24 protein-coding genes are annotated in these 26,961 nt (G+C 57.4%); 9 read left to right on the top strand and 15 right to left on the bottom strand.

From position 1 onward, the window contains the following. Positions 1-2: 2 nt before the first annotated feature. The 11 genes from cas1e to RAH42_RS00230 form a co-directional block, all read right to left on the bottom strand. Positions 3-878, bottom strand: coding sequence for a type I-E CRISPR-associated endonuclease Cas1e (gene cas1e / locus RAH42_RS00280; RefSeq protein WP_078016946.1), 876 nt, complete (start codon positions 876-878; stop codon positions 3-5). 1 nt (position 879) lies between these two features. Next, complete coding sequence (locus RAH42_RS00275; RefSeq protein WP_168170106.1) at positions 880-1,644, bottom strand: type I-E CRISPR-associated protein Cas6/Cse3/CasE; 765 nt, start codon at positions 1,642-1,644, stop codon at positions 880-882. Next, the gene (cas5e, locus tag RAH42_RS00270) at positions 1,634-2,443 is read right to left on the bottom strand and encodes a type I-E CRISPR-associated protein Cas5/CasD (RefSeq protein WP_078016945.1); all 810 of its coding nucleotides are present in this window, start codon (positions 2,441-2,443) and stop codon (positions 1,634-1,636) included. The genes RAH42_RS00275 and cas5e overlap by 11 nt, the downstream gene beginning before the upstream one ends. 1 nt (position 2,444) lies before the next feature. Further along, complete coding sequence (cas7e, locus tag RAH42_RS00265; RefSeq protein ID WP_078016944.1) at positions 2,445-3,671, bottom strand: type I-E CRISPR-associated protein Cas7/Cse4/CasC; 1,227 nt, start codon at positions 3,669-3,671, stop codon at positions 2,445-2,447. Then, entirely contained in the window at positions 3,668-4,303 is a 636-nt protein-coding gene (gene casB / locus RAH42_RS00260) for a type I-E CRISPR-associated protein Cse2/CasB (protein ID WP_078016943.1), read from the bottom strand. The genes cas7e and casB overlap by 4 nt, the downstream gene beginning before the upstream one ends. Beyond that, positions 4,304-5,914 carry a type I-E CRISPR-associated protein Cse1/CasA gene (locus RAH42_RS00255; RefSeq protein ID WP_078016942.1) on the bottom strand — a complete coding sequence of 537 codons (1,611 nt, stop codon included), beginning with the start codon at positions 5,912-5,914 and terminating at the stop codon, positions 4,304-4,306. A 294-nt stretch (positions 5,915-6,208) separates the two neighbouring features. Next, on the bottom strand, positions 6,209-8,941 hold the full coding sequence (gene cas3 / locus RAH42_RS00250) for a CRISPR-associated helicase Cas3' (RefSeq protein WP_317539722.1): 2,733 nt from the start codon (positions 8,939-8,941) through the stop codon (positions 6,209-6,211). A gap of 177 nt (positions 8,942-9,118) precedes the next feature. Next, a complete protein-coding gene (locus RAH42_RS00245; RefSeq protein ID WP_078016940.1) occupies positions 9,119-9,985 on the bottom strand; it encodes a hypothetical protein in 867 nt (288 codons plus the stop codon). A gap of 104 nt (positions 9,986-10,089) precedes the next feature. After that, positions 10,090-11,226, bottom strand: a complete 1,137-nt coding sequence (locus RAH42_RS00240; protein WP_317539721.1) for a hypothetical protein — start codon at positions 11,224-11,226, stop codon at positions 10,090-10,092. A 379-nt stretch (positions 11,227-11,605) separates the two neighbouring features. Next, the gene (locus RAH42_RS00235; protein ID WP_078016938.1) at positions 11,606-11,974 is read right to left on the bottom strand and encodes a metal-dependent transcriptional regulator; all 369 of its coding nucleotides are present in this window, start codon (positions 11,972-11,974) and stop codon (positions 11,606-11,608) included. Positions 11,975-12,184: 210 nt separating this feature from the next. Beyond that, positions 12,185-12,679: a flavodoxin gene (locus tag RAH42_RS00230; RefSeq protein WP_078016937.1), complete on the bottom strand. Its 495-nt coding sequence runs from the start codon at positions 12,677-12,679 to the stop codon at positions 12,185-12,187. Between the two features lie 311 nt (positions 12,680-12,990). Here RAH42_RS00230 and RAH42_RS00225 point away from each other — a divergent pair, with 311 nt between their 5' ends. The 3 genes from RAH42_RS00225 (at position 12,991) to RAH42_RS00215 (ending at position 14,730) form a co-directional block, all read left to right on the top strand. After that, a complete protein-coding gene (locus tag RAH42_RS00225) occupies positions 12,991-13,335 on the top strand; it encodes a DUF2023 family protein (RefSeq protein ID WP_078016936.1) in 345 nt (114 codons plus the stop codon). A gap of 150 nt (positions 13,336-13,485) precedes the next feature. Beyond that, positions 13,486-13,914, top strand: coding sequence for a hypothetical protein (locus RAH42_RS00220; RefSeq protein WP_078016935.1), 429 nt, complete (start codon positions 13,486-13,488; stop codon positions 13,912-13,914). Positions 13,915-14,037: 123 nt separating this feature from the next. Continuing rightward, a complete protein-coding gene (locus RAH42_RS00215) occupies positions 14,038-14,730 on the top strand; it encodes an L-2-amino-thiazoline-4-carboxylic acid hydrolase (RefSeq protein ID WP_078016948.1) in 693 nt (230 codons plus the stop codon). Positions 14,731-14,932: 202 nt separating this feature from the next. Here RAH42_RS00215 and RAH42_RS00210 read toward each other — a convergent pair whose 3' ends face one another. After that, the gene (locus RAH42_RS00210) at positions 14,933-15,496 is read right to left on the bottom strand and encodes a GDYXXLXY domain-containing protein (RefSeq protein WP_078016934.1); all 564 of its coding nucleotides are present in this window, start codon (positions 15,494-15,496) and stop codon (positions 14,933-14,935) included. Continuing rightward, a complete protein-coding gene (locus RAH42_RS00205) occupies positions 15,483-16,652 on the bottom strand; it encodes a DUF2157 domain-containing protein (protein ID WP_078016933.1) in 1,170 nt (389 codons plus the stop codon). Before RAH42_RS00205 ends, RAH42_RS00210 begins: the two co-directional genes overlap by 14 nt. Before the next feature lie 352 nt (positions 16,653-17,004). On the opposite strand from RAH42_RS00205, the gene RAH42_RS00200 reads away from it, so the two are divergent. Both RAH42_RS00200 and RAH42_RS00195 read left to right on the top strand, forming a co-directional pair. Continuing rightward, entirely contained in the window at positions 17,005-17,802 is a 798-nt protein-coding gene (locus tag RAH42_RS00200) for an MBL fold metallo-hydrolase (protein ID WP_078016932.1), read from the top strand. 353 nt (positions 17,803-18,155) lie between these two features. After that, positions 18,156-19,223: an ABC transporter substrate-binding protein gene (locus RAH42_RS00195; RefSeq protein ID WP_158606271.1), complete on the top strand. Its 1,068-nt coding sequence runs from the start codon at positions 18,156-18,158 to the stop codon at positions 19,221-19,223. A 74-nt stretch (positions 19,224-19,297) separates the two neighbouring features. Here the strand turns inward: RAH42_RS00195 and RAH42_RS00190 are convergent, their stop codons facing one another. Beyond that, on the bottom strand, positions 19,298-19,819 hold the full coding sequence (locus RAH42_RS00190) for an HD domain-containing protein (RefSeq protein WP_078016930.1): 522 nt from the start codon (positions 19,817-19,819) through the stop codon (positions 19,298-19,300). Positions 19,820-19,901: 82 nt separating this feature from the next. Beyond that, positions 19,902-20,780 carry a tyrosine-protein phosphatase gene (locus tag RAH42_RS00185; RefSeq protein ID WP_317539720.1) on the bottom strand — a complete coding sequence of 293 codons (879 nt, stop codon included), beginning with the start codon at positions 20,778-20,780 and terminating at the stop codon, positions 19,902-19,904. A gap of 166 nt (positions 20,781-20,946) precedes the next feature. Between RAH42_RS00185 and RAH42_RS00180 the strand changes: the two genes are divergently transcribed. The 4 genes from RAH42_RS00180 to cas8c all read left to right on the top strand — a co-directional run bounded on the left by RAH42_RS00180 (position 20,947) and on the right by cas8c (position 26,953). Further along, on the top strand, positions 20,947-21,516 hold the full coding sequence (locus RAH42_RS00180) for a TIGR01440 family protein (RefSeq protein ID WP_078016928.1): 570 nt from the start codon (positions 20,947-20,949) through the stop codon (positions 21,514-21,516). Positions 21,517-21,639: 123 nt separating this feature from the next. Further along, positions 21,640-24,117: a CRISPR-associated helicase/endonuclease Cas3 gene (locus RAH42_RS00175; RefSeq protein WP_078016927.1), complete on the top strand. Its 2,478-nt coding sequence runs from the start codon at positions 21,640-21,642 to the stop codon at positions 24,115-24,117. Then, complete coding sequence (gene cas5c / locus RAH42_RS00170) at positions 24,111-24,881, top strand: type I-C CRISPR-associated protein Cas5c (RefSeq protein WP_317539719.1); 771 nt, start codon at positions 24,111-24,113, stop codon at positions 24,879-24,881. The genes RAH42_RS00175 and cas5c overlap by 7 nt, the downstream gene beginning before the upstream one ends. Beyond that, on the top strand, positions 24,878-26,953 hold the full coding sequence (gene cas8c / locus RAH42_RS00165; protein ID WP_078016925.1) for a type I-C CRISPR-associated protein Cas8c/Csd1: 2,076 nt from the start codon (positions 24,878-24,880) through the stop codon (positions 26,951-26,953). Before cas5c ends, cas8c begins: the two co-directional genes overlap by 4 nt. Positions 26,954-26,961: the final 8 nt, after the last annotated feature.

Here is a 26,961-nt window from a genome sequence, read left to right as displayed (position 1 = left end):
TCTTAAGATTCCTCGTCTTCGTCAGCCAAGAGCGTCTTGATCGTTTCGATCATCTGATGGATGAAGTGTTCCCTGGCAAAAACGGAACCTGCCATTTTTCTTACGTGCCGTTCGATACCCGTTTGCGGTTCTTCCAGATTGCGTCTCAGCCCTTGAAAAGCGATGGGAATGGTGATCTTCATACGAAAAATATCGGCGATGTCAAGACCAAACGCGTCATAAGCCGCTTCATGAATAAAACCAAGCTGCGGGATCGTTGCCGTCGCGGCGACGGCAATGCTTGCAGCCGCATAAACTGCGGTCGCCGCATGGTTGACGGCGTTGTTTATGTCGTCGTTCTTTTCGGGATGAGCGCGGTCGAATTTCCGCTGCTGCCAGGGAATGCCGTATCTTTGCGCCAGCAGTTTGTAGCTGGAACGCACTCGTACCCCTTCAATGCCCCGCAACTCTTCCACGTTTGTGGTGGGCAACTGTTCGCCAAAGCGCAGTTCGTACATTTTAAGAACGGTTCTTAGCCGTTCTTTCGGCGACGACCAGAGTGTGACTTGCCGGCGGGCGAGTGTGCTGCGGTCGGGACTGAGCGGAGGGGCGGTGTACATGCGCACGCCGCCCTGTCCTACGGCGACAAGTCCCACGCCGTGGCTGCCGGCGAGACGAAATACGTCATGGCTGACGGTCGTCCCCGGTCCGAGCAGAAGCATTGACAGGGTTTGATAGGGGATGTCATAGGCCCCGGCTTCGAGATTGACGCTGCCGGCTGAAAGAAAGCGAAGCGTTCCTTTCTCGACGAACAGGTTGCCCCGCTCAAGCCAGAGCAGTCCGTAACGATCCGCGTGAGGAACGTTGGCGCTTTCCAGTCCCAATCTTACGAATGCCATGTTATTGAACTGCCTTCAAAAGCAGCATACCGAAGCCAAAAGCACAGTGGCGCCCTACGCCGTGACGGACAAGGCGTTCAAAGGCCTGCGGCTCGGTCACGCAGAGTTCGCCGACAAATGTTGTCTCGGGATAGCTGCGCCGTTCGGAATGAGTCGGCGCGCCGCGGTGGTCCTTCGCGCTCCGCGTGGTCAGATAGGAACTGCGGCTGCCGGCGATGACGACATTCCGTAGTTCCGCCGCGGGAGCGAAGCGGCGTTGGAGCCACTGACGGTACGTTTCCTCGATCTCGCCTTTGTGGAGTTGGCGAAACTCATGGATCGTTCCGTCAAATGTGCCATTTTTCCTGGCTTCTTCACAGGCAAAGTAATTTTTCATCAGCCACACGTCGCTCTCCACTTTGCCGCGCCTTATAGTAGGACGGCAATAGACGCTGAAATGATAGCGGCTGCCTTTGCTCCACTGTTCAGGCATGACGCGGGAACAAATTTCCGGCAGATTGAAGACCGTGGACAGCAACGAATCGGGACCTTCATCGGAGCGGAAATTTTCAAGACTCCGGAGCAGAAAAGTTTCGTCGGCCGACGTATAGCCGAGCACCTGCGACCGTTCGCTCTGAACGAAGAAGGGCTGCGGTCCCAGTTCTCCAAAAATCTTGCGAGTCGCCGCATGCACTAGGTAACCGGGATCATCGCCCAGACGACGCTGATGTCCCCAAATCGAAAGTGCCCGCAGATTCAGATCGAGGCAGATCATATTAAGGCTCAACGGGAGTCCCCTCCTTTCCGCTGTCAACGGGCATCGCCGAGTGTTGCGCTGTCGTGTCGCGCCACACATAGCGCCGTCCGCCGTGAGTGTTGGCAACCCAATTCCGGCAGTCGCAGCGTTCGATCACGTGAACGCTGTCGTCTCCGTGTACACTGAGGGCTTCGGCAGGCGTGAGCGGCCATTCGACGAGCGCCTTGTTCCAAGAGGCAGGCTCCCTTTTTGTCCGCGCGCCAAGAGGCGGGCGCGGCGGAATATGCATGATAGCCTCTTTTAAACTGTCGGTATGGATGATTTCGCGCCCTTCCGGTTCGAAACAGAGCGGCTGTGAGGGCGGACAGCCAATGCGCCCGATGAACAGGGGACGGGCCGGATGACGCAGGGCGTCGCGAATCTCTTCCAGCGCAGGGGCTTCGTCCGCGGGCTCGAGGGCGATCAAAGCGGTGACGGCGGCGTCGGCCCGGTAATGACGGTAGCGCTGGACCGTAAATTCTCCTTTGGAACCGCCGCCGCGTTCGGCCACGATGCCGTCCGTACGCCAGAGCGCGTCTTCACTGCTCAGACGCGCCGTCTGGTAATCCCGCAAAGGAGCACCTGCCCGATCTTCGCGCGAGGCAAGACGCAGACGCTCCTGAAGGCGCTGGAGTTTTTCGACATCCTGAAAAGTCCACCCCAGGGCATTGGCGATCAAGCCCGTCATCTCCGACAGGCCGGGCAGGAGATCCGTCGGCCTGATCTCGTCGACGGCGACGTCGCCGAAAGCCATCAGCGGACCCCGCAGGCGCAGGATCAGCGCGTCCATTTTAAAGCTCCAGAGAGACGACCGCGCGCTCCAGGCTCTCGCCCATTTGATCGAGAGAAGAGTTCTCGCCCCGCGGGATGCTGACGTCGTACATGGAAGCGATCCAGCGCCGCTCGTCGCTTCCGTACATTTCATCGCTCTTCCCGACGTAGTCCTCCAGCTGACGCAGCGCCTGAGCGCGCATGTCGCCGCGGAGCGGAACCGGCAGATAAAAAGCGTCGGCCAGCGTGCGGGGCTGGCTCTCGCCGGCTTCGGCCATGACAAACCAGGGACGGGCATAGGGCGCGGTCGCCCCCAGCTTGGCGCCGGGCGTTACGGTGGCGATCAAATGCAGCAGATGTTTGACCAGGCGTCCCGCCACATCCCGCGGTGCTGTCTGCCATTGTTTGGACGGACAGCCTTCGATATTCGAAACCAGCTGAGGAACGTCGACGACGACATAATTGTAAAAGATCCCGCTGGTCAGTTCGGCCGCGTTGATGTGGGCGGAACCGGAATTGTTCAGGTCGTCGACGGCCGTGAAATAATCCGTCTCGGACTCCTCGGCGTGGACGGTAAAGGCATGCGCCACATGAACGGCCGCGGAAACGCGGGCGTCGGTATCGCCGGAAATAAAGCGTCCGAACATGGCGGCGTCAAGGCCGGCGCCGCATTTCAACGCCTGAAAATCTTTTTTGTGTTTTTTGAACCACTCGCCCGTTTTTTTGCTGACATCCGCGGCACTGCCGTCGGCGGAGGCCATTTCACGAACGATCTTGGACAAAAACTGGATCTCCGGGTGTCCCAGCACGACCAGCTCGCTCCGTTCCGGGCTCAACTGGGCATCGATGCTCGGATTCAGGGCGTCGGCATCGTCTTTGGCAGTTTTTTTGTTTTTGGCGGCCGCTGCGGTTCCCTTCTCGCCGTAAAGCTCGCTCTGCAGCGCCTGAGACGCGGCGACGACTCTTTCTGCGTCAAGGCCTTCCTTTTCGATCAACGGTTTCTCGATTTTCTCGGGGAAAATCCTGCGGGAACGGATCGATGTGGCGATATCCTTGTCCACGTTCTGCAGGCTCCACAGCCCGTCGGCCATGCGCCAGTGACGTTTCAGGCACTGAGAACTCACTCGGGTCCGGCTGACGCCGCCAAAGGGGATCCTCTTGGAAAGGCCGGAATCGTCGCGGTTCAGCAGCGAAGCGGGGTAGGTCGTCAGCGTCGAGATCTGGATGAAGCGGGGCAGCATTGTCATTCTGATTCATTCTCCTTCACGATCGATTCGCCGTTTTCTCCGGCGGTGTTTTGAGACTTCCACAGCGCAAGGTAAAAGGATTTGGTCAATGCCGAACGCACTTTCGAGCGTTCGTTTTCTTCCGGTGCTACGCAGAGGCACGCCAGAGCCGTCCACGAAAAGGCACAATCCTTCGAACACGCCAGTTTCAGCTGGTGACGGAGCAGGTCGAAAAAACGGTCGCCGTCCGTCCGCATCAGCAGGTCGAATCGCCGTGCCAGCGCGTCGCCGGCGTCTTCCAGGCTGCCCAGGGCTGCGCCGAAGTCGTCTTGCGCGCCGCGGCAATTTTGCGCCGTCATGGCCATGCCCTGAAGGACAGCGGCCCAGGCTTTCTCCGCGCCTTCGCTCAGGGAGTTTTCCGCATCGCCGAGGATCCCGTACTCGCAGAGCAGCCTCCAGAAGACGGGGGGACGGATGTCGTTCTTCGTCGGGTTCATGCGGCGAAGTTCGGCTCGCTCGCCTCGAGTCAGCGTGTAACCTTTCTTCTGTTCTTCCTCGGCTGTCGGCGCCATGCGCATAAGGAGCTCGCCGGTTCTTTCAAAGAATTTCTCGTACCGCGACATCACATGAAGCGCGTTTTTCTCCGCGGGCATTTATCCTTCCTCCTCTTCAGCGATTTTCAGGTAAATCGCGAGCAGACGGCCTAACGTAAGCTCGCTGAGCGCCCGAGCTTTTACGGATTGACTGACGCTGCCGGGCAGCGACGAGACGCCGATTTCATAGTATTTTCGAACCAGCCGCCGCAGGCACGTTTTCCATGGAACGAGCCAGCTCTCGTCGGTGATCTCGCCGTCTGTCATGCGGGAACACGTATCCCAGAGGTACCGGAAAAACAGCGTCTCGACCTTGTCTTCCATTTTGTTCTTGACGACAGGGATCCAGTTTTTTACGGCAGACGAGTTCCAGTCGATCGTCCCGTTGCCATCGGCGCTTTTTCCGCACTGCATGAATCGCGCCAGAGCTACTCCCAGGACGGTGTTTTTAGCCGTTTTCACCAGGGTGATCATGGCGCCGGCAGCGCGCCACAGGGTAAATTTATCGCTCACGCCGGCGACGCTTACCGGAATCAGCCGTTCCTCGTAACCCTCCGTTTTTCCCTGTCCCTTCCTGAGAGCGCTGCACCATGCCTGCGTCGCCTCGGGATCGTCGATTCCTTTGTGATAGCGCAACAGCAGCGGTTTCTGCATTCCCTCGGCCTCGGCAAGGATCCTGGCGAGGTTGGCGTAGTTGAGGTTCGAACCGAAAACATGGCTGCCTTGTTTGTCGAAAACGACCGGTTCCCACGGGTCGCGGAGGTTGCCGCCCGTTTTCTCGATGTTCACGCGGGCGCACGCCGAAGCCGCTTTTTTCACGCTCACCGAATTTCCGGAACGTACTGCGCGGACGCGGCGGCAGATTTCGATGAAGAGCGGATGAAGGTCGCGCAGCGCGGAGGACGTTTTCCCATTCCACGGCTCCAGCCACAAGAGCCGCGTTTCTTTTTCGCTGCGGCAAAAGGCGTAAAGTTCCCAGTCGGGGGGGCAGTTCAGAATGACGCGGGCGTCCCGCCCCCATCTCGCTCCAGGCGAAGAACTGCTCTGCAGCGTCAGAATCGGGCGAATGGACCATCCGCCGTTCTGGCGAGCCACGCCGTAATTCCCTCTTCCCAAAAAACCGCTGTTCGTCTGCAGCGAGATCAGCGCGAAGATCCACTCTTCCGCGGAGGGGCGCTTCATAACGCCGGATTTGACGTCAAAGTTCTTGGCGGATATCAGCAGATCCAGATCGTCGGGGAGCGGCGCCTCGCCCCTGTAATCGGCAAAGTCTCCGTCCGGCGCGGGGACCTGCATAAACGCGGGTTTGTTCAGATCGTCCGTGACAAGGCACCACGGTTCGTCGAGCGGAAATTTTCGCGAATAGTCCGGCACGACGCCGCGGATCATCTCCCGCCATTCGTCGGGAGAATGACGCCCCAGCATCGCCCACGAGCTTTTGGGGTCGGGGGGGGGCAGGTTTTCAATCTGTCCCGCTGTCTCAAGACAATGACATGCCAACTGAACGAGAAACACATGCCATGGACCTGCCTGATGCGGCAGCAGCGCCGGGAACGCGGCGACCTCGTTCCGTTCGAGCGCGGAGAAAAGTTCCGGCAAGGAAAGCCGCCGCACGGCGCCCTGCGGGTTTTCGACGCTCAGCCATCGTTCTGTCAAAAGGTTGTTCTCCACATTCACACCACCTTATTAATGCACTGTTTATTTTTTCTATCCAACACAAAGTTTATATGGCAATTAAAATTTGTCAAGCGCTTTTTTTCGCTTTTACAAAAAACGCGTGGGATCATTTATAATGGATCCAGCTTCGCCACGCGGGGATGTACCCAGTGCGTTAATCGCCCAAAAACAAATCCCCGCGCGAAGCGCTGGCTGAACGCTCTCCTTCCGCAGCGAAGGATCGTTTCGAGGCAACGACGCCGCAGGGGACTGAAAACTTTTACGCGTTTTCAGTCCCCTGCGGCGTCGTCATTCTTTATCTCTTTCATTGAGATCGAACTGCGAAAGCAGTCCCTCGGAATCATAAAAGTACTTGCGGCTGCCAAGCGCGAAAGACAGCAGACCGCTCTCCGGCCGTGGTTCTACCAGATACGTTCCGTCTTCTTTTTTCTTCTGCATTTCCAGTGCGGCAGCGTCGGTTCCTAGGAGCCAGGCGGGGATCGAAAAGCTTTTCAGTTTTTCCCCTTTCAGCGGGCTGGCAACCGGCTTGTCGCATTCGACGGAGAGATCCATCGCGCCCAAACGGGTTGCAATGCGTTCCATCTCTTTGCCCCAGGCGATCTTGACGTCCTTGAACGCCTCCCCCCATCTCAGCCGGGCCGTCCTGGCGATCCAGCCCTGAGCCAGTTTGAGCCCCTCGACTTCGTTCAGCGCGTTCTGCCATTTTTCGGCGCCTAACTCGTTCGCTAGACGCCGCAGCGCTTCTGCATGAGTGCTCTGCTCCACGAGAAATCGGTTTTGCTCCGGAAGGTTCCACACCTCGTTTTCTTCGAGCAGACGCCAGGTCGCCGCCAGCGAAAGCAGATCGACATAAGCTCGCTCGGCCCCGTAGCCATACGAGCGCGCTTCTGCGCCGAGCAGCCAGTTGCAGTCTGTATTCGGCAGCAAAACGACACAGCGCGGCCGCTCAAAGCCCACGGGGCGCCGGCGCTGATGCCGAAAAAGACGCCCGATCCGCTGCAGCATCACGTCAGCGGGGCACAGATCGGTGATGATCAGGTCGAAATCTACGTCCAGCGACTGCTCCAGCGTCTGCGTCGCCACCAGAACGCAGCAGTCGCGCAGCTGATCCAAAGGCACGAACTCTTTACCGAAACGGCGCTCGACTTCGCGATCAAGGAGCCGTCGGTCTTCGGGAGAATAACGGCTGTGATGAAGCGTCGGAATATCGTTGACGCTGAAAATCTTTTCCGCCGGCAGGATCTTCCGCAGTTCGCGGAAGGTCCTCCGCGCCTGGCGGACGCTGTTGCGCAGGATAAGGATGCAGGGCCCTTTTTCTCCGAAGGGAGCGGCGCACTGTGCCGCCAGCTGCGCGACGGCCCACGGATCCTGCTGGATTCTCTCGCATTGCCTGGACACGCGTTTGCCCCGCGGCGGGGAAGGCACCGTCAACGGCGGTTCCGCAGAAGGCGTCAGCAGCGGATAGGGGACTTTCACAGCCTCCGTCAGCGATAGACGCTTCGTTTCCGTCTGTTTCGACCGTTGCGGCCCATTCTCGTTCCACACCTTGAGATAGCGCTCGGCGCTCTCGGAACCCAGCGTTGCCGACATCAGCAGCACATGGCCGCCGACGCGGCGAAACAGTTCGATGAGTCCGCAGATCAGGGCGCTCATGTAGGCGTCGCTGGAGTGGACCTCGTCGACGACCAGCAGCGAGCGCTGAAGAGCCGCCGCCCGCATGTGGGCATGGGGCACGCGCAGCCCTGCCAGCAGCGCCTGATCGATGGTGCCGGAAGCGATCGGAGATGCGAGGAAGCGCTTGGGCTGTTCGGCGTACCAGCCGACGGCCCGGTCGTTCACTTCCCGCCAGTCCACTTCGAAACGCCCGACGCGAAGCCCTTCTCGGTCATTGACCCGCAGATATCCAGGCACGGCCAGCGTCACGGGGATCTGTCCTTGTCCGAAGGACGAGGCGGAAAATTTCACCATGCGCTCAAAAAGCTGCGTGGCGGCGAACCGGAGCGGATTGGCAAAATACAGGCCGTCCACATACCCGGCCGCCAGGAGGCGGGTGTAGAGGCGCAGCGCCGCTTCGGTCTTGCCGCTGCCGGTCTCCGCTTCGAGGATATACAGGCCGCCGTCGGGATGCAGGACGAGCTTGTCGACCGCCCGCTGGATCCCGTTGGGAGAGAAACCGAATTGTTCCGCAAAATCGGGCGCTCGGTCGGGGCGTTTGTCGCCGAGCTTCCAGACAAGAGAAGCGAGGACTTTTTCCGCCTGACGGCGCGAATACGAAAGCGAATCTTCCTCTTCCGGCGCCGGACGCCGCTCGTCCCGGGCGTCGCATTCTCCGCAGTAGGGAAACAGACTGCGGTCGGAAGCGATCCAGTCTGCGAGCATCAGCGTCCCCGCAAAAAGATGCTGGAAGCAGGGCTCCTCCGGCAGCCCTCCGCCGGCGACAAAAGCCGCCGGATACCAGCGTTTCGAAAGATCGGCCAGCTCACTGAGCGCTTTGTGGGGGTCGAAGTCAACGCTGCACTCCCAGCATTTCTTCGACGAGTTGTCCTGGGCCATGTCGCAGCGTTTCTGCGTGGGGACCGCTCCGTGATGGGCGAGGAGCACCCACGTGAGGTAATCGTGCAGGATCTTTTTCTGTTCCTCGTTTTCCCAGAAATGCATCGCGTTCAGCAGCTCATTCCAGATCTTTCCCTTGTAGCGGATCGAAGAGAGATTGAACGCCGTGTCGATATGGTTGATCGAAGTCTTCTTTTTCAGTTTTTCGATTTTTTCGCGATATTTCAGCTGAAATTTCGGCGATATTTTCCCGTAATCGTGCCAAAGCGCCAGAACGCAGAGACGTTCACGCAGCGTCTCCGACAGCGGCTGCCCGAGGACACGCTGGAAGTGACGCTGGAAAAGGGGGCCGTTCATGATCTGCTCGAATACCGCGGCAACGTCAGTCAAGTGGGCGATCAGAGGCTGCTTTTTACCGCTTTCTACGTCAAACTTGCCCCAAACTTTACTCAGTTCATTCTGGCTCATAGAGATCGGCTCCTCAATAGGCAGGAATTCAAATACGCTTTAAATTATAAATCTTATTTTTAGAAGAGACAACCGCATAGAAAAGACAAGGAGCTCGGCAACGACGCCGGCGAACAATGAAGCCCAGGGAAGAGGACTGTATCTCTCCCTGGGCTTTATTTTTAGCAAGAGAAAAACTCACTTCCCGCCGGCCGTGATGTTTTTGATCACGCTGCAGCGGTCCAGCGCGAAGACGGCGTTGCGGACTTTGGTGCGGCGGTAGGCGCCCTCGATGATCAGCAGGTCGCCTTTGCTGCATTTGGCCAGGTCGCCGCGATCGTCCGCGTCGAAGTAGCAGAGGATCGATTCGCCGCCCTCTTTCTCGGACTGCAGGAGCACGGTGTACAGGTCGCCGGACACGCCCATGTCGCCCATGCGTCCCTGCACTTGCGTAAGCGCGTTTTCGTACTGGGCCTCGAAGCGGGCCACGTTGGCACGGTAGGCTTCTATCATCGCGTCGACTTTCTCGGCTTTCTTGGGCGAGGAAGACTGCGGCGAATTGGCGTCCGCCGGTTCGACGGGCGTCAGTTCGAGCGCGGACTTGGGCAACGGATCCGGTTGATCCAGCAAGCGGCTGGCTTCGGCCAGCGCTTTTGCAGGCAGCAGCGCCGCGGGGTTGGTCGTATCGAACCAATCGTCGGGATTGACGCGCAGGCGGCGGATGATAGCGCCGTTGACGTCGGCGTAGCGGTCGTAGCGGCGCTGGTATCGGGCGCCATCGTTGGAATAGCGCAGGCAGAAGTCGTTGTACTTCACGCCGGCTGCCTGGTCGGCGGGAATATCCTGCTTCACCATCAGCGCGGAGAGCCGCTGGATCTCGCTCTCCGAGAGGACGCAGCGGATCACGACGGAGATCATGCCGCTTTCGGCGTCTTTGGAGTATTCGTTGAGGTAGAAATTATTTCCCGTGCGGGTCGTATCGAGCAAAACCGGCTCGGCGGGCACGGCGGCGAAAGCCGCGGTGCAGCTCATAATGAACAGAAGCGTAAAGATCAGTTTCTTCATAGCTCACGGTCCTTTCAAATGGATTTGTGACGTGGTCAATTATAGCATGACGCGAACTAAGGGACAAAAAGAGCCCCGGTCGAAACCGGAGCTCCAAATGTCTTTCATCTGCCCGCGAGCAGGTCGAGGATATCCTGGCCGTAGCCGCGGCGTTTGGCGATATCCAGCGGCGTGCCGCGGACGGTCTCGCCGTTTTCCATGTCGCCTTCCCAGATCTCGCCTTCGAGCTCGATGTCGGCGCCGTTGGCGACCAGCAGTTTGATCAGGCGCGGGTCGGCCTTGGCGTTCAGCGCTTCGAGCAGCATGGAGCTGTTCTGATCGGCGATGTCGTTCACGCTTGCGCCCGCTTCGATCAGCTTCCGCGCTAGAGCGTCGCCGGGATAGGGGTTGACGGAACAGGCCAGCAGGGCCAGATTGAGCTGCGCTTTCAACCTGGCCATGCGGTCCACTACGGCCATGTCGAGCTTGCTGCCCTGCGCGCGGATGTAGTTGGCCAGCGCTCGAGGCTCGTTCTCGAGATCGGCGCCGGAATCGAGCATCAGCCCGAGGATGCGCGCCGCGTCCTTGTCGGTGCGCAGAGCCACGACGGCGACGGCGTATCCTTCCAGCTCGTTGCCTTCGGAGTCAGTGTAGGGGATAAAGGCGTTGACGTCGGCGCCCTTTTTGATGGCGGCCGCGACGGCGACGTAGGAACTCTTCGCCCAGTCCAAAGGTTGATCGTCGCCGGCGGTTCCCTTGTTGGAGTCACCGACGGCGGGATTCTCCGGCGGCGCGTCTGGGTCGGGTTCGGTGCCGGCTTCCAGAAATTCCAGCGCGACGGAGTAGGCTTTCCCGGAAGTGAGCTGAGGCTTGACAGGTTCCCATTTCTTTTTGTTGACGGGCACGTCGGCGACCAGTTCGCCGTCTTCGTCGAAATAGCGGTCGTACACGCGCTGGAACTTGTCGCCGTTTTCGTCGAAGCGGAAGCAGAACACGTTGTTGCTCAGCTTGCGGGCTTTGACGAACGGCACGCCCTTCTTTTTCGTCAGCCATTCAATCGTCTTCAGCTTTTCGGCGTCGCTGTAATGCCCGTTGATGACGACGGTCATGCGGGAGTTGGACTCGTTGTAGTCGTATTCATCAAGAAAAAACTCGGTGCCGCTTTTCGCCGTGACAAGCAAGACCGGTTCGTCGAGCACTTTCGCCGAAACGCCGCTGGCGCAGAACGCGCAGAAAAGAAACGCTAACAACAGTTTTTTCATAGAGAATCTTCCTTTCATTCTATACTGAATTAAGGTTATTTTAAAACATGGACGTTGAAATTGGAAGCCCCGCCTCTTTCGCATCCGCGACGATCCTCGGCAGACATAAGAATGCCGCCGGCCTGGGGGGCAGGCCGGCGGCATTCTTATGGGGTGTTTGTGTGTTGGAAGTGCTGTACTGCATTTCTGCCGGCATGCCACGGCGTTCCAGCGCATCTGGGGGGAGATGCGAAAACGCACGAAAGCTTTGCATGGACAGCCAATTTTTTAAGGGGGGTGGCGGCCCGTCGCGCCCGCTGCCGAGCAGGCAAGAGAAAAGGGAAATCCGTGACATAAGCCGCCGGGGGGAGGCGGCGAACATCCAATGAAAAGAATAGGCTCAGAGCGACTTATGAACGAAACGGCACACCGCCGCAAAGCTTTCGTCGGAAATGACGTGTTCCACTTTACAGGCGTCTTCCGCCGCGACTTTGCTGTCCACTCCAAGTTCCCTGAAAAAGGCCGAAAGCACTTTGTGACGGTCATAGATCCGATCGGCGATCTCCCTGCCCGCGGGGGTCAGAGTGATCAGACCGTCCTTGTCCATGAGAATGTAATTGTTCTCACGCAGGCGTTTCATCGCGACGCTTACGCTCGGTTTCGTCACGTTCAGCTCCGTAGCGATGTCCACCGAGCGGGCATAACCCAGCCGTTCGTGGAGCATCAAGATCTTTTCCAGATAATCCTCCGCAGACTGATGTATTTGCATGTCTACCCCTCGCTTTCATTCTTATAAGCTAACTTATATGATGCCATTAAAGGGCGAGTTTTGCAAGTACCATCACCGCGAAAGAACATACAAAAACCTTGCGGCACCTGAAAAATTTGCAGTTAGAGGTAAAAACAGATTTTGGGAAAAGAAACCGCTCTTTCTGCCTTCAGGGAAAACTTCCAGCGCCGCCGGAAAGGAATCTTACCGCTAGACGAGCGCGCTCTTGAGAACGCCGCACCACGCTTCGATGCGCGCGTCGGTCAGTTCGGGCTGATTCTGCGAATCCAGCGCCAGGCCGACGAACTTTCCGTCCGTGACGATCTCGGAGTCGATGCTGTCGTAGCCTTCCACCGGAGCTTCGCCGATCAGGGTCGCGCCGGCTCCCGCGGCCGCTTCGCGCAGCTTGACGAGAGCGAGACCGAACGTGTCGGCGAAACCTTCGTGATCGCCCGTGCCGAACACGGCGACCTTCTTGCCCTTCAGATCCATGCCCTCCAGCTTGGGGAGGAACGCGTCCCAGTCGTCCTGAAGGTCGCCGGCGCCCCATGTGGAGGAACCGAGGATCAGCGCGTCGTACCCCGCCAGCTGCTCGGGAGAAACTTCCGCAACGTTCAGACAATCAGCCTGAAGGATCGACGCGATCTTCGACGCGGCTTCTTCCGTCATACCCGTCGTGCTGCCGTAAACAACTGCTGTGGACATTTCTATAACCTCCTGCATGAGAAACTTTCGTACTGTGTTAGATTACGCTAACTATTTTAGCCGGAAATTTCATTCTGTCAAGAGGCTATTTTAAAAATTCTTCAAGGCCAGTTACAACAACATTTTAGAGAGTATTTTCGAGGTTTCGGCCGCTCGAAAAAAACGATTCATCATTTTCCTCCCGCTGAAATTAACTCCGCCAAATCCCGTTGACATCGCATCCAAGTTGCTTTAGAATTTTCGTGACTGAATTAGCTTTAACTAATCAAAAGCGTGCCGCGGCAGTTTGTGGGAGAAAGGAGCGACGGCGTATGGAAGTTTTTCGCCACCATATCTACGAGTTCAAAAAAGGACTGAGAAATCTGATCCTCCATACGGCGCCTCTCGGCGACGTGCCGGAGATCGAGCGCACCCTTCAGGCGCAAGGCATCGCCTATCGTCTGGCCTACCTGAAAAACGGCCACGTCAACGTTTTTTTCGGCAGCTCGGACTGCATTCGCGTGCTCGAGATCATCGGCAAAAACAACCTCTGCGACTTCACGAAAGAAGAAGATTTCATCCTCGGCATCATGCTCGGCTACGGACGTCTCGAAGAATGCCGGCGCTTCATCTCCCTCAGCCCCCGAGGGGCCGCCGAAAGCTGCGCGGCCGATTGACGCCGAATAGAACGATAAATACGGCGTTGCACAAAGAGAAAATCTCTCCTCGATGTTATACTAATTCTTGATTAGGAAGAGGACATTCAGAGGCTTCTCGACGAACTCAAGGCAAATACGGGGATCGACGGCGTCTACTACAGCGTTCAGATGTTGCAGCATCCCGAAGCGGATGAAGCTTTCCACGACAAATGGATCGTCCCCAGCGACCTTGCGATCCTGAACCATATCAACCAGCTTTGGAAGTACAACATGCTCCATATCTGCGGGTACGAGCATTACCACAACAATGTGTGCTTCTATGCGAAGTATCCCTGTAAGGCGTATAACTGGGCGACACATACGGACAACATCACGATGAAACAAGGAAAGGAAATTTTCGCGGCCTGCGTGTGCGGAGGGTTCGACAACAACAAAGGGGTCTTGATCGACAAAGGAACGATTGAGGAATTGACACAATACACAAAGGACATCATCAAGGATGCGGGCAGGGAAGGTCTGATCATCGGCGCCGATTGCACGATACCAAGCGATATCGACTACGCGCGGCTCTGCGCGATCCGCGACGCGGGGAAATAATTTCCGGTAGGCAAGCGTCTTGCTCGCCGGAGATGAACCAAGGCAGGAAGCCCGGACGCGGACGCGTTGTCTATCATGCTGGCTCCCGATGAAAAAAATCGCCTGACAATGGGGGGAGGATATATGGCGTTCAACGAGAAAGTCCACGCTTATATCGCGGCGAAGTACTATGCGTATCTCACGCAGACTTTCGGGGAAAGAGGGCGGAAGGCTTTCGTCCACGCCACACAGTATTACGCCGGGCAGCGCGGCCGGCGCATGGCGCAGCGCGCGATACGGGACGGGAAAGAACTCGATTTTGCGACCTACGCTTGCTACGGCGAGTGGGCGAGCAGCCAGGAAATGATCGACGAAGGCAGTGACGTCAAAGCTGAAATGAAACAGCTCGGCCCGGACGCAGTCATATTCATTTCGCGCTGTCCGTGGAACCAGCAGTTTAAGGAGATGGGGCTCGACAAGACCGCCGGCGCCGAATATTGCAAGCATCTGGACGTTGCGATCGTAAACGGATTCAATCCTTGTCTCGAATACAGGGTGCCGGAAACTTTGCAGACGGGCGATCATTGCGAGCATTATCTGAAAGACGCCGATTACGCAGGGAAGCGGCTGGCGAAATCTCCCGAAAACATGAGAGATTTCGAATTTCACTGCGCGCATTCTTATTGGGCGTACAACGAAGTGACCGCCGCGATCTTCAAAAACGAAGGCGAGACGATAAACGCAAAAATCCTCGAAGATTTCGCGAAAGACTACGGAAAGGAAATGGCGGACGCCTTGCGCGCGTGGAAGAACACAAACTTCAACGTCTGCGACTGAGCAAAGAGCAAGCGTGCACGCCGTAAAAAAACGGGCTGCCGCGGCCGCAAAAACAAAATCGAATAACAACGGACGCGAAGGCTGTCTCGAGAATTGCTCGAGGCGGCCTTCGCGTCATTGTTGCAAACTGACTTTTTCTCTTCCGATGAAATCAGCGCAAATCCTATGTTTTTTTCGCCGCGGGACCGACGTTCGCTTCCGCTTAGTGGAGAACGTGCGGCTGAGCCGCATCCGGAACGACTTCCAGCGACTGGATCACGGCCATGCCGCGCCAGACTTTCACGGTCGCCCGCAGGCGGGACTGCCGCGCCGATTCTTCGAGCTCGCGCCCGGTGTCCTCTTTGACGTAAAAACGTTTCAGTCCCTCGCCGTAGTCCATCTCCGCCGTCATCGAGCCGTCGGCGCGCTCGGCCAGATACTTTACCGTTCCCTTCAGGTACGGCCCTTCGGGAACTTCCGCGAAAACGCCGCTGGGAGCCCACAGCCCCTTTTCGTCCGGAGCCAGCGCCACGAACCATGTGCTGAGGTCCAGTGCGGCGTATTCCGATTTTTTTTCGTCGGGAGCCGGAAACAACTCCAGCGGCACCGATTCGGCTTCGAAGCTGAGCGCCACGTAATCACCGCGGAACAGGTCGCGCGGGTCCACGGGGCGCCCCGCCAGCACGACCTCCGCGCCGAAGCGCGACACGCAGGCGGGGCGCAGCGGCAGCGCCAGCAGGATCAGCACGGGCAGCAGCGATGCCGCCAGATATTTAAACGTTTTCATGGCTGCCGCCCTCCTGGCCGCGTTTCGCCTTTTTGCGGCGCGCCGAGCGTTCCCACCAGAATCCGGCGATCAGGCACAGCAGACCGAGTCCCGAGAACGCCGCCGCCTTGGACATGAAGCCGAAGAAATGGTCTACAAAGTAACGCAGGACCAGCAGGCCGAGGAACACGCCGCCCAGCCGCGAGCCCCGGTAAAGACGCCAGCCCATGACGACGGCCGTCAGCGCGGCCGCGCCGTTCGCCGCCAGGCGCAGCGCGTTCAGTTCCTGAGCCGCCGTTCCGTCCAAAACGCGCAGGTAAGGAAAGTCGTACCAGACCTCCGGGACCGATAGCGCGACTCCGGCGACGCCCGTTATCAGAATCCCCCAGCGCGACAGCGAAGTTCGCCAGCCGGCCGCGGCGTCCGCGCGCGGCCACGCCGTCAATGCGACCCCCGCGGCGAGGAACGCCAGCAGCGCTTCCGTCAGGCTGAAATACCATAGCAGCCGCGTGAACAGGAAAAGAATCGTCAGCTGCACGTTGAAATTGAACGCGCGCAGGTTTCCGCGCGTCTGCCGCCACAGCCACCAAAGCGCCAACAGCAGCGCTCCAGGCAAGGCGTCGCCGCGGAACGGCGCGAGATCGGGCGTTCTTCCCCAGAAAAACATTCCCCGACCGCCGACGTAAAACAGCGAAACGGCCTGCAGCAGGTACATCTGCCAGGCGTCGCGGAAGAGCCGCACCGCCGGGATCAGCCCCAGTGCCCACCAGCCGAACGCCGTGGACCAGTGTCCGTCCTGGTGGTACATCTGCGCGACCAGGAAGATGCCGCCGCCGAAGATCAGCCCGGCCAGCAGACGCAGCGCCCGGGCGCCGGACGGCGAATCTTTTTCGCAGAAGCAGGCCGCGCCCATCGACAGCGCGTACGCCGCGAGGACCAGCGCCGTCCGCAGCAGGCGCGGGATCGTCCACCAGTTGGCCGCCACCGCGCTGATGGTTCCCAGCCCGACCAGCGCCGCGCCCGCGCAGAGCAGCGTTTGCGCGAAACTGCGCGAGCGCGCCGAGTAGAGCGACGCGATCCGCGCCGCCGAGTCCGCGCCGATCAGACCTTCCTGCTGCCAGACCTGCAGTTCTTCCCGCAGAAAGTCCAGCTTCCGTTTTGAAATAGAGCGAGTCATCTTTTCCGGCTCCCTTCGCGTTCATGGATCGTCTCGCGGCCGTTGGCCGACGTATACAGCTTAAAGCATTTTCTTCCGGCGCGCAAGATGACACAAACGTCGTGACAGTACTATGTTTCTCGAAGCTTCATTCGGCCGCCGCGCCGGCAATCCGGCAAACGGGGAAAGCGGGGCGTGTGTCGCGGCAAATCCCCATCCGTCATATTAAAAATTTTGCGTTCGCGATCTTTGCACCAAAGGAGAAATAGGTTTCTATGGAGAAGCGGAATTCATGATAATTGTATTTTAATCATATCACGGTATAATGAAAAAGCTCATCAGGGGGAAAACAACACATTAAGGAGGATTGTTCATGCGGATTGTGACCTTGATGGAGAACACCTCAGGGAGAGAATGCTGCCGCGCGGAGCACGGTTTGAGTCTGTACATCGAGACGGATCGCCACAAAGTGCTGTTCGACGCGGGCGCCAGCGGCCTGTTCGCGAAAAACGCGCTGGCGCTGGGCGTCGACCTCGCGGCCGTGGATACGGCCGTGCTGTCTCACGGCCACAGCGACCATTCGGGCGGCATGACGACGTTTTTCCGCCTGAACGATCACGCCAAACTTTACGCGCGCGCGACTTACGACCGGCCGCGCTACAACCGCGACGGCAAATACATCGGCGTGGAACCGCGGCTGATCGGTCATCCCCGGATCGTGGTCGTCGGCGAGGATCGTCTGCGCCTCGACAACGAGCTGACCATCGCCAGCTACGCGGGCAAGCCCTGCGAGTGGCCCGTCGATACCTGCGGCATGATGATGGAGGCCGGCGGCGTGTTGGTGCCGGAACAGTTCGGCCACGAACAGTATCTGTTGGTCAGCGAAGGGGCGAAAAAGGTCCTGATCAGCGGCTGCAGTCACCGCGGTATTCTCAACATCATGGAATGGGCTTCGAAAGAAGGGGCTCAGGCGGTCGTCGGCGGCTTTCACTTCAAGGACGTGCCGGAAGATCGGTTCCGCCGTATGGATGCGGCCGCGGCCGAACTGAAACGCTGGCCCGTGACGTACTACACCTGCCACTGCACAGGGGTGCCCCAGTATGATTACCTGCGGCAGAGGATGGGCGAGCAGCTGCGCTATCTGGCGGCGGGCGATGAACTGGTGCTTTGAGCCTGGCGCGACGGAAACGGGCGGCGGATAAAAATACGGCAAAGACGGAGCGAAACCGGTTCGAAACAGATCGAACGGTTTCGCTCCGTCTTTTTTCGTCTCTGGTGAAACGAACGGTCAAGCTATTTTCCGGTTCCACTTTCAAGACGACGCGCCGCCGTTCAGCGCGCTTTGTCGGCCGGTTTGGAAAGTATTCTGAAGCAGAGAGCAAATTCGTCTTTTTTTCTACGTTGTCTCCTGCAAAAAGAGGCAATGAGCGGGTATAATATTTGAAAGTCCTGGAGAAAGCTCCGAAAAGAACGAACAAGCGCTGACAGTATCTCAGGAACGTTCCAGTGCAGGGGGGATTTTCCGTGCGCAGAAGAAGTGTGTTTGCTCTTGCAGCCGTGCTGACCGTGGCGGCGGGATTATGGCTGTATCGGAAGTTTGCCGCGCCGCCGGTGATCCGCGTGTACACGACGATCCCGGAAAGGGATGCAGCGGTCCTGTTTCAACGCTTTACCGATTATACCGGTTTGCAGGTCAACTTTTCACGGCTCTCGTCGGGCGAGATGCTGCGGCGCGTCATCGCCGAAAAGGTGTGTCCGCAGGCCGACCTGATCATTGGCGGCCCGGCCGACATTTACGATGCCGCCAAACGCGAAGGCGCGCTGGCCCGGTACGTTCCCGAAGCGGCCAAAGCGATGCCGGTCGGATATCGCGATCCTGACAATCGTTGGTTCGGCATCGGCGTGACGCCGTTGTGTTTTCTCGTCAACAGGAATTTTATCGAGAAAAACGGGCTGAGGATGCCCGATTCCTGGCAGGATCTGCTTGACCCTGCGTATCGCGGGGCGCTGCAGATGGGTGACCCCCGCGCGTCGGCGACGGCCTCGGAACAAATCTATTCGCTCGTGCGCATCTACGGCGAGAGAGAGGCTTTCGAGTACCAGAAGAAGCTGGCGGAAAACGTGCGCGCATACGCCGGAAACGGCGTCGGCGGCGCCACGCCCGTCGCCTTGGGACAGGCGGCGGCGGGCGTGTTCTATTACGTGGACGCGATGAGCCTGAAGCTGGAAGGTTATCCCGTGGAAATCGTTTTTCCCAAGGAGGGCGTGACGTATGCGGTGGACGGCTGCGCGCTGCTCGACGGCGCGGCGTACCCCGAGGAGGCGAAGTATCTGCTGCAGTGGCTGGCGTCGCCGGATTTCGCACGCAGCCGTATGGAGCTGAAGCCGTGTTACCTTCCCGCTCGCCCTGAGCTGCGGGAGCTCAACAAGCTGCTCGATCTGAATTCGATCAGGCTGCTCCAGTGCAGCGTGCCGTGGAAAAGCCAGAATCGCCTGCGCCTGATCGACCGCTGGACCAGCGAAGTGGCGCGGAGCGATCGGCTGGAAGACTCGCAGGACACGGTACGAAGCGCCTCGGTTCTGCAGAAATAACCGTTGAAAAACGAATCGCGGCAGTCCGTCGGATCTTTTCCGGCGGACTGCCGCGATTCGTTTATGAAAATCTTTCAGGACGTGAGGGGATGGTAAGCGCCGGCGACGAACATGTCGTCGAGAAGGCGCTTTCCGGCGGCCGTCCTGAAGATGCGTTCGCTGACCTTTGCGGCGGGACCGTAGCGATCGGGGCTTTCGAAAAGGTTGACGAGAAAGTCGGCCTCGACGAGGATCTGGTAATCGACGCCATCGATGTCGCTGTAGGTGTGATGATGGGCGATCAGATATTTGACGCGCTCGATCTGCGCTTCGCTGTAGCCGCCCAGTTCGCGCAAGATCGCCTCGGCGACGCCGGGGCCCTCCCGTTCCTGATACGTGCCGTGGCCGTTGCCGTGCTTGGCTTCGGCCTGATGGATGCCGATGTCGTGGAGAATGGCCGCCGTCTCGAGAATGAACTGCGTCTCCTCGTCCAGCCCTTCCAGCGCGCCGATCGCCGCGGCCAGATCGTGGACCTTGACGAAATGCTGGATGCGCCGGGCGTCGCCGCGGTCATAACGAATTGCCGCAGCAAGCAGGCGCGCGTGCTTCGAATTCATGCCAACACCTCCTGCGGTGTGATGCGCCGATGGTACGCGACGGGTAAAACAGCGCCCCCTGTTCCGCAAACGAAATTCGCTCTCAGCCGTCGTGCGCCAGGCGGCGTTTCAGCGTTTCGATCTCGGCGACGGTGAGGCCGATGCTGTGCAGATAACGCTCAGCGCCCCGGCGAAGCGGCTCTTTCGGAGTCCAGGCAATGGCACGGCAAAAGGATTCGATGCCGTCGTCCACGTGCGTGACGTAACGGGGCTCGCCGCGTTTCAAATGATAATAGTTGACGAAGCTTTGGCCGTAGTCGTCCTTCAATTCGTCCAAGGAAGCGTCCAGCAACGCGGCCAGCAGAAAGCTGACAAAGCCGGCGCGGTCCTTGCCCTCGGCGCAGTGGACCAGATACGGGGCGGGGCGCTTCGTCATGAAGCGCAGTTCTTCGGCCAGACCGGCGCGAAAGGTCGCGTGCTCCGGCGCGGCGGGCAAGGCGCGGGCGATCACGTTGCCGCCGCGCCAGAGCATGCGATAATACGGCGACCGGCAGGCGGGGCTTTCCATGTTCTTCTTCAGACGCTCGGGCGAGTTGGCCAGATTCAGCACGGTGCGGATGCCGGCTTCTCGCGCCAGCTGGTCGGCGTAGGGCGCGCGCGGGCGCTCCGTGCTCGAGGGAATGCTGGAGCGGTACAGAGAACCGCGCCTCAGGCGGCCGCCGCGAACTTCGCGAAAGTTGGCGAAAACGGCGTCGCTGTCGTAATCGCCGCGCACATCGGTGGCCCGCAGGCGCTCATGCGGTTCGGCAGAGCCTTCTTTTTCGGATACAGTCGGCATGCCCCGCAACGATTCGAGCGGACGATCGTGCGGATTCCGCCCGCCGTCTTTCAACGCCGCCAGACCGCGGTCTGCCGCGAAGGGACCTTCGTTGACGGCCAACGTCAGCGCGGCGGCACAGAGCAGCAACAGTTTTTTCAGCATGGTCTTCTGACTCGTCCTTCCCAAAAACGCTCCGAACTGATTGTATCACAGCGGCGCAGCGGCGGTTTGGCCGCCGCGATGTTCCACGTGGAACATCGCGGCGGAACGCGAAGTGCTAGAATGAGAAACAGTGAACGCTCCAACCAAAAAAGGGAGGTCCTGAACGATGTCCTATGAAGAAATCAGGGTTCTATCGGCACAGGCTGTCGGCGAACTGCTGGCCGTCGCGCGCACGGAACCCGGCGAAATTTTCGTGGTCGGCTGTTCCACCAGCGAGATCGGCGGTTTTCGCATCGGCAAAGGGTCGAACGCGGAGATCGCCAAGGCCGTTTACGAGGGCGTGATGCCGGCGTTGCGCGAGCGCGGGCTCTTTTTGGCGGCGCAGTGCTGCGAGCACCTCAACCGCGCCCTGATCGTGGAAAGGGCGGCGCTGCTGCCCGGCGCGGAAATCTGCAACGTCGTGCCGCAGCTGCACGCCGGCGGTGCGTTCGCGACGACCGTCTACGAAAACTGCGAATGCCCCGCCGCCGTCGAACACCTTCGCGCCGCCGCAGGCATGGACATCGGCGATACGCTGATCGGCATGCACTTGCGCGACGTGGCCGTGCCCGTGCGCGTCTCCGTGAAGAAGATCGGAGCGGCCAACCTGGTCTGCGCGCGCACGCGCCCCAAGTTCATCGGCGGCGCGCGGGCCGTCTACGACGACGCGCTCTCCGGCGGCGATATCAAGCGGTAAGCTCAAGTAAAAACCACTATGGAAAGCGAAAAGAACAAAGGGTGTACCGCCAAGGCTTATTGGTGGGCCTCGCTTTTGTGGTTCTTGTAAAGCACACAAATCTGCGGATGAAGAGGTGAAAAAATGCTTTATTCCCGAAAAGCCCGTGACGGATCAGACCGGAGAGAAGCTCTTGCAGATCATGTTCGGCTGGTTGCAGACTTATGCGAGCAAAACTGTCGAAAAATCGGCATACCATCTTTGGGACGTCTGGTGGGGCTCGTTCATGACGCGGGAAAGAGTTCCGAACAATGGCAGCGATATCTGCTGAATGATGAACGGGATGAAATGATTCCTCACGCGCCGACGGGGGCAAAACTGATCCGCCGGACGGCGCAGGAATTTTCGGAAACATCGTATGAGCAATATGCGGCCGAGATTGCCGAGCTGGTTGTTTGGGGCCACCACAGCGGACTTTCTGACGTGATCGAACCCGACGGGGCGGCTTCCTATGAAGAGCGTCTTCAAGAGCCTCCCGACGCGGTTCAAGCGGAAGCGCTCGCGCGATTTCAGCAAGGGGTTGTTCCGCAAGACGATATCCGTAAACTGCTCGAGTCGGCTGCCGAAGAACTGCGAACGATAATGAAAGTTTTTACGGAACGCTGCAATGCCGACGTTTATCCAGAAGACGTCAGACAAGAAAACCGTTCCTCTGGAGAAAAACGAAAAATATTGCAGCGCCGCTTGGAAAAACGGGAATTTTTCAAGGGTCTGCTGACGCGAATGGCGTTCTCCTGCCTTTGCGACGGCGACAGGTACGCTTCGGCCTGCTGGGAAAATCGTCTTGAGGCGGCGACGTACACAACGGATCCGAAGCTTTGGGGGGAACTGGCGGTAAAACTTGAAAAACGCCTTGACGGTTTTCCCGATTCTCCGATAAACACGGCGCGCCGTCAGATCTCCGATGAATGCCTGGAATCGGTGAAGAAGATGCGGGAACCGTCCGGCATTTACCGTCTCAATGTCGTCACCGGCGGCGGCAAGACGTTAGCTGTAATGAGAAGCGCTCTGTATCTGGCACGAAAGTTTGGAAAAGATCACGTATTTTATGTGGCGCCTTTCACGACGATTATCGATCAGACAGCGCAGATTTTGCGCGAGACGTTCGGCCGCGGCGACATCCTTCTTGAGCATCACTCGAATCTTATCAGCTACGGCAAGGATGAAAACGAAAACGAGAAACAGCAGCGCGAAAAAGAAGACCAGCTGGACACGTTCGCGGAGCGTTGGGATATCCCGCTCATTCTCACCTCTCAGGTCCAGTTCCTCGACGCCCTTTTTTCCGGCCGCGGGCAGTGCGTGCGCCGCATGCACCAGCTGTGCAATTCGGTGCTGATTTTCGACGAAGTGCAGAGCATTCCCGTCAAGTGTATCAGCATGTTCAATCTGGCGATGAATTTCCTTGCCGGCTTTTGCGGCTGCACGGCGGTCCTCTGTTCGGCGACTCAGCCCGCTTTGGAAGAAATCGCCCGTCCGCTGCGCCTTTCGGAACCCGCCGATCTGGTTCGGGACGTCAGAAAACGTTTCCCCGTCTTTGATCGCATTCAGATCATTGATAAGACACAGGAAGAACCTTATACGGCAGAAACTCTTTCCGAATTCGTTCTTCAACTTCCCCGTGAGGTCAAAAGCGTCCTGATCGTTCTCAATACGAAGAAAGCGGTGAAAGAAGTTCACGCGCAGCTGAAGGCGAAAGGCCGCGCCGGCGTCGCTCTCTTCCATCTGAGCACCAACATGTGCGGCGCTCACCGTCTGGCGAAGATCACCGAGATGAATTCGCTCCTGGCTCAGCATAAAGCAGTGATTTGCGTCAGCACCAATCTGATCGAGGCCGGCGTCGATATTTCTTTCGACGCGGTGATCCGTTCCAAGACAGGGCTGGACAGTTTGACGCAGGCGTCCGGCCGCTGCAACCGGAACAAGTTTGTGGAGCGCGGCTATGTCTATTTTATCCGTTACCAAGAGACCGGTCTTGCCATGCTGCCCGATCTGCGCAGGGCGCAGGATGCGATGACCCTCGTTCTTTCCGATATGTCGTTTTTTCCCGTGCAGGATTACTTTTCTGAAGAAACGCTTCGCGCGTATTATCGTTACTATTACCATGAGCAGCGCGGATCGATGGACTATCCTGCGCCTCATGACGCCGGACGGACGCTTTTCGATTACCTCGCGGCGAACAGAAAAGCGCTGGTAGGATATGAAAGCAGGCACGAAAGGGCGCACCATGGAATCCTGCACCAGGCGTTTCGCACAGCTGGCAGGGAGTTTCGCGTCATCGACGAGAACACGACGGGGATCCTTGTCCCGTACGGCAAAGGGATCGAATTGCAGCGGCAGCTGCTTTCCGCTTCGGATTATCTTGATAAAAAGACGCTCTTTCGCGAGTTGCAGCGGTATTCGGTCAGTGTCTATCCGGACGGCCTGAGGAAACTGGAAAAAGACCACAAACTGCGTTTCTTTGAGAACTTGGGAATTTATTGTTTGCTGGACGAAGAGTCTTATGATGACGAATATGGTATAGTTTTTGAGGGCGGCGTCGATCCGGCCAAGTATATTTGCTGAATCGGCAAAAAAGAACAAGGAGGCGAACGCATGCAAAAAGCCAACAGGGTTGCTTATCAAGTCTGGGGGAGTATGCGCTGTTCAGCGATCCCCTGACGCGGGTCGGAGGCGAGAAAAGCACCTACCCGATCCCGACGTATCAGGCGCTTGTCGGCATTACGGAGAGCATCTATTGGAAGCCGACGTTCATCTGGTACATCGACCGAGTGCGCGTGATGAATCCCATCAGAATGCAGACGAAAGGAGTTAAGCCGATATTGTATGCGCATGGACCGAATGCGGCTGCGAACACGCTTTCGTACTACACGTATCTGTACAAAGTCCGTTATCAGGTCGAAGCCCATTTCGAATGGAATCCGAACATGCCCGACCTTGCTCCGGATCGCAACGAAGACAAACATTTTCAGATCGCGCAGCGAATGATCAAACGAGGCGGACGGCGGGATATCTTTCTCGGCACGCGTGAATGCCAGGGATATGTCGAACCGTGTACGTTTGGAGAAGGAAGAGGGGCTTACGATCAGACGCCTGAACTGGGCTTTGGCATGATGTATCATGGATTCAATTATCCTTCTGATACTGGCAGGGAAAAGCTGGAACTGAGACTTTGGCGTCCTGCAATGGCGTATGGAATTATTAACTTTATGTTGCCATATCAATGCACCGAGGTCAGAGAACTGTGTGATTGGGAGAAAGAATCCTTTATGTTGAGGCGCAACTGCCAACCTGTGGAAGATCTGTGCAGGGATGTGATACAAGCATGAGTTGGTTGCAAAAACTGTATGATACCTACGACAACTGTGCGGAGGTACTTAAATCGAATCGAGAGATTGTCGATGCTCCAATGCTTGCACCTGTAGGGCAGATGATTCAATCCGTTCAGGTCGAACTGACGCTTGATGCCGGAGGAAAGATTATCAATGCACGAGTAATAGAAGGACACGAAGAACAGAGCACGTTCATTCCATGTACGGAAGATTCTCAGAATCGAACGAGCGGTGCATGCGCGCATGTGCTCTTCGACAAGCTTAAGTATATGGCTGGTGACTACTATGATTACCTTTGGCTCAAAAGCAGCGAGGAACCATCAGATAAACTTCGTAAGAAGAATGAAGAAAGCCGCCAGGAATTCCATGAAGCCCGTACACTTTATATGCAACGCCTGAATGAGCTGGCGGCACGATGTAATGGAATTGTCAAAAAGCATCTTGACGTAATCGTGGCTTATTTAAAAAGGAATACTCTGGTATCGGACCTCATTGCACGGAATATCCTCAGTGGCAGTATTCCGGAGCATATTGTGGCTGTGCAGGTTCCTCGTAAAGAAATCGTAAAATATCCTCTTTACAATAGAAAAATCGTCCCTGATGTATCTGAGGCTTTTGTCCGAATTTGCGTTCATTACCCGGGAGAAGTGAGAGACAAAATTTGGGAGGTGCCGGATTTCTGGCAGTCCTATAAAGAATACTATCTGGAAAAATTGGAGGCTGAACGCAGTACGGACTTATGTTATGTACAGGGGCGGGAAGTTGTCCCCGGGCTGAAACATCTTTGTCGTATCCCATTTACGAACTCAAAGTCGAAACTGATCTCCTCAAATGATTCTGAAAACTTTACCTATCGAGGCCGCTTCGCTACGTCCAAGCAGGCTATGTGTGTGGGGTATGAGACTTCGCAAAAAGCTTTTAACGCTCTGCGATGGTTGGTACAGAAACAGAGTTGGCATGAGAAAGGGCAGATTTATGTCATCTGGGGAACGAAAAACCAGAGAATCCCGGCCTTTGACGATGACAGCGCAGACCTTTTGACAGAGGATCCAACGGATAATTCGGCTTTTGACGGCGATATTGATACCCGTGAGGGATTTGCGAAGCGTCTGATTCTTGTCATGCAGGGATACAAAAAAGAGCTGGATGGGGCTTCGCAAGTTGTCGTGCTGGGGCTGAATTCAGCTACAGACGGTCGGTTGGCCGTAACCTATTATCAGGAGATATCTGGTTCTGATTTCTTGAGTCGAATCGAAAACTGGCACAATACCTGCCAATGGCTTCATGCGTATAAGCACGACAAGAAAGACGAAAAGAAAACTCATGCCTTTTTCGGAGCCCCCGCTCCTCTGGATATCATCAAGGCGGCATACCAGATTTCTCCGGCCGATCCCAGGCCTAAGCCCCAACACCCCGTCCCCGACCATCTGCTTCATGCCACAATGGACCGGCTGATCCCCTGCATTTTGGAAAGCCGGCCGTTACCGGGGGATCTTGTCAAGACGCTGTTCAGGCGTGCTTCAAATCCGGCGGCTGTAAAGGAAGACTCCGATCGAGAAATGATTATGACGGTCACCTGCGCGCTTGTAAGAAAATACTATAACGATCGAGGACAAAAGGAGGAGATAACGGTGGCGCTTCAACCCGATTATCCGGATCGCAGTTATCAGTTCGGCCGCTTGCTGGCGTATGCTGAGAATATCGAAAGTTATGTGAACAAGCTCGACGGAGAGAACAGGCAGACCAATGCAGAGCGTTTGATGCATCAGTTCTCCAAGCGTCCCATGAAAACATGGCAGATTTTGGAATCGCAGCTGCAGCCGTACACTGGAAAGTTACAGAGCTCAAGATTCGGACTAAAAGCAAGACTTATAGCGGAAATAAATGAGATCGTTTCGGGCTTGTCTGAATGGACAGATGATTTGGACAAACCTCTGACGGAACTTTTTATCCTCGGGTACCGCTGCCAGTTGGAAAAATTCCAGCAGGATATGAAAGCTGCCGCAGAAGCGAAAGCGCAAAAGGAACGCGAGAAAAAAGCCGCTGAGCAGCAAGATTCTGGAGAATAAATAACAAC

Origin of the sequence: Pyramidobacter sp. YE332, assembly GCF_033060595.1 — a bacterium.
Classification (GTDB): domain Bacteria; phylum Synergistota; class Synergistia; order Synergistales; family Dethiosulfovibrionaceae; genus Pyramidobacter.
This window is presented reverse-complemented; position numbering and strand designations above follow the sequence as displayed.

Excerpts from the sequence above, each read along its gene's own strand:
- RAH42_RS00225 (WP_078016936.1), top strand. The coding sequence starts at position 12,991 with ATGGAAGTTTTTCGCCACCATATCTACGAGTTCAAAAAAGGACTGAGA.
- RAH42_RS00245 (WP_078016940.1), bottom strand. The coding sequence starts at position 9,985 with ATGAAGAAACTGATCTTTACGCTTCTGTTCATTATGAGCTGCACCGCG.
- cas8c (WP_078016925.1), top strand. The coding sequence starts at position 24,878 with ATGAGTTGGTTGCAAAAACTGTATGATACCTACGACAACTGTGCGGAG.
- RAH42_RS00185 (WP_317539720.1), bottom strand. The coding sequence starts at position 20,780 with ATGCTGAAAAAACTGTTGCTGCTCTGTGCCGCCGCGCTGACGTTGGCC.
- RAH42_RS00215 (WP_078016948.1), top strand. The coding sequence starts at position 14,038 with ATGGCGTTCAACGAGAAAGTCCACGCTTATATCGCGGCGAAGTACTAT.
- RAH42_RS00175 (WP_078016927.1), top strand. The coding sequence starts at position 21,640 with ATGCTTTATTCCCGAAAAGCCCGTGACGGATCAGACCGGAGAGAAGCT.
- RAH42_RS00200 (WP_078016932.1), top strand. The coding sequence starts at position 17,005 with ATGCGGATTGTGACCTTGATGGAGAACACCTCAGGGAGAGAATGCTGC.
- cas1e (WP_078016946.1), bottom strand. The coding sequence starts at position 878 with ATGGCATTCGTAAGATTGGGACTGGAAAGCGCCAACGTTCCTCACGCG.
- RAH42_RS00210 (WP_078016934.1), bottom strand. The coding sequence starts at position 15,496 with ATGAAAACGTTTAAATATCTGGCGGCATCGCTGCTGCCCGTGCTGATC.
- RAH42_RS00190 (WP_078016930.1), bottom strand. The coding sequence starts at position 19,819 with ATGAATTCGAAGCACGCGCGCCTGCTTGCTGCGGCAATTCGTTATGAC.
- cas3 (WP_317539722.1), bottom strand. The coding sequence starts at position 8,941 with ATGAGCCAGAATGAACTGAGTAAAGTTTGGGGCAAGTTTGACGTAGAA.
- RAH42_RS00240 (WP_317539721.1), bottom strand. The coding sequence starts at position 11,226 with ATGAAAAAACTGTTGTTAGCGTTTCTTTTCTGCGCGTTCTGCGCCAGC.
- RAH42_RS00235 (WP_078016938.1), bottom strand. The coding sequence starts at position 11,974 with ATGCAAATACATCAGTCTGCGGAGGATTATCTGGAAAAGATCTTGATG.
- cas5e (WP_078016945.1), bottom strand. The coding sequence starts at position 2,443 with ATGGACGCGCTGATCCTGCGCCTGCGGGGTCCGCTGATGGCTTTCGGC.
- RAH42_RS00180 (WP_078016928.1), top strand. The coding sequence starts at position 20,947 with ATGTCCTATGAAGAAATCAGGGTTCTATCGGCACAGGCTGTCGGCGAA.
- casB (WP_078016943.1), bottom strand. The coding sequence starts at position 4,303 with ATGCCCGCGGAGAAAAACGCGCTTCATGTGATGTCGCGGTACGAGAAA.
- RAH42_RS00230 (WP_078016937.1), bottom strand. The coding sequence starts at position 12,679 with ATGTCCACAGCAGTTGTTTACGGCAGCACGACGGGTATGACGGAAGAA.
- RAH42_RS00220 (WP_078016935.1), top strand. The coding sequence starts at position 13,486 with ATGTTGCAGCATCCCGAAGCGGATGAAGCTTTCCACGACAAATGGATC.
- cas7e (WP_078016944.1), bottom strand. The coding sequence starts at position 3,671 with ATGACAATGCTGCCCCGCTTCATCCAGATCTCGACGCTGACGACCTAC.
- RAH42_RS00205 (WP_078016933.1), bottom strand. The coding sequence starts at position 16,652 with ATGACTCGCTCTATTTCAAAACGGAAGCTGGACTTTCTGCGGGAAGAA.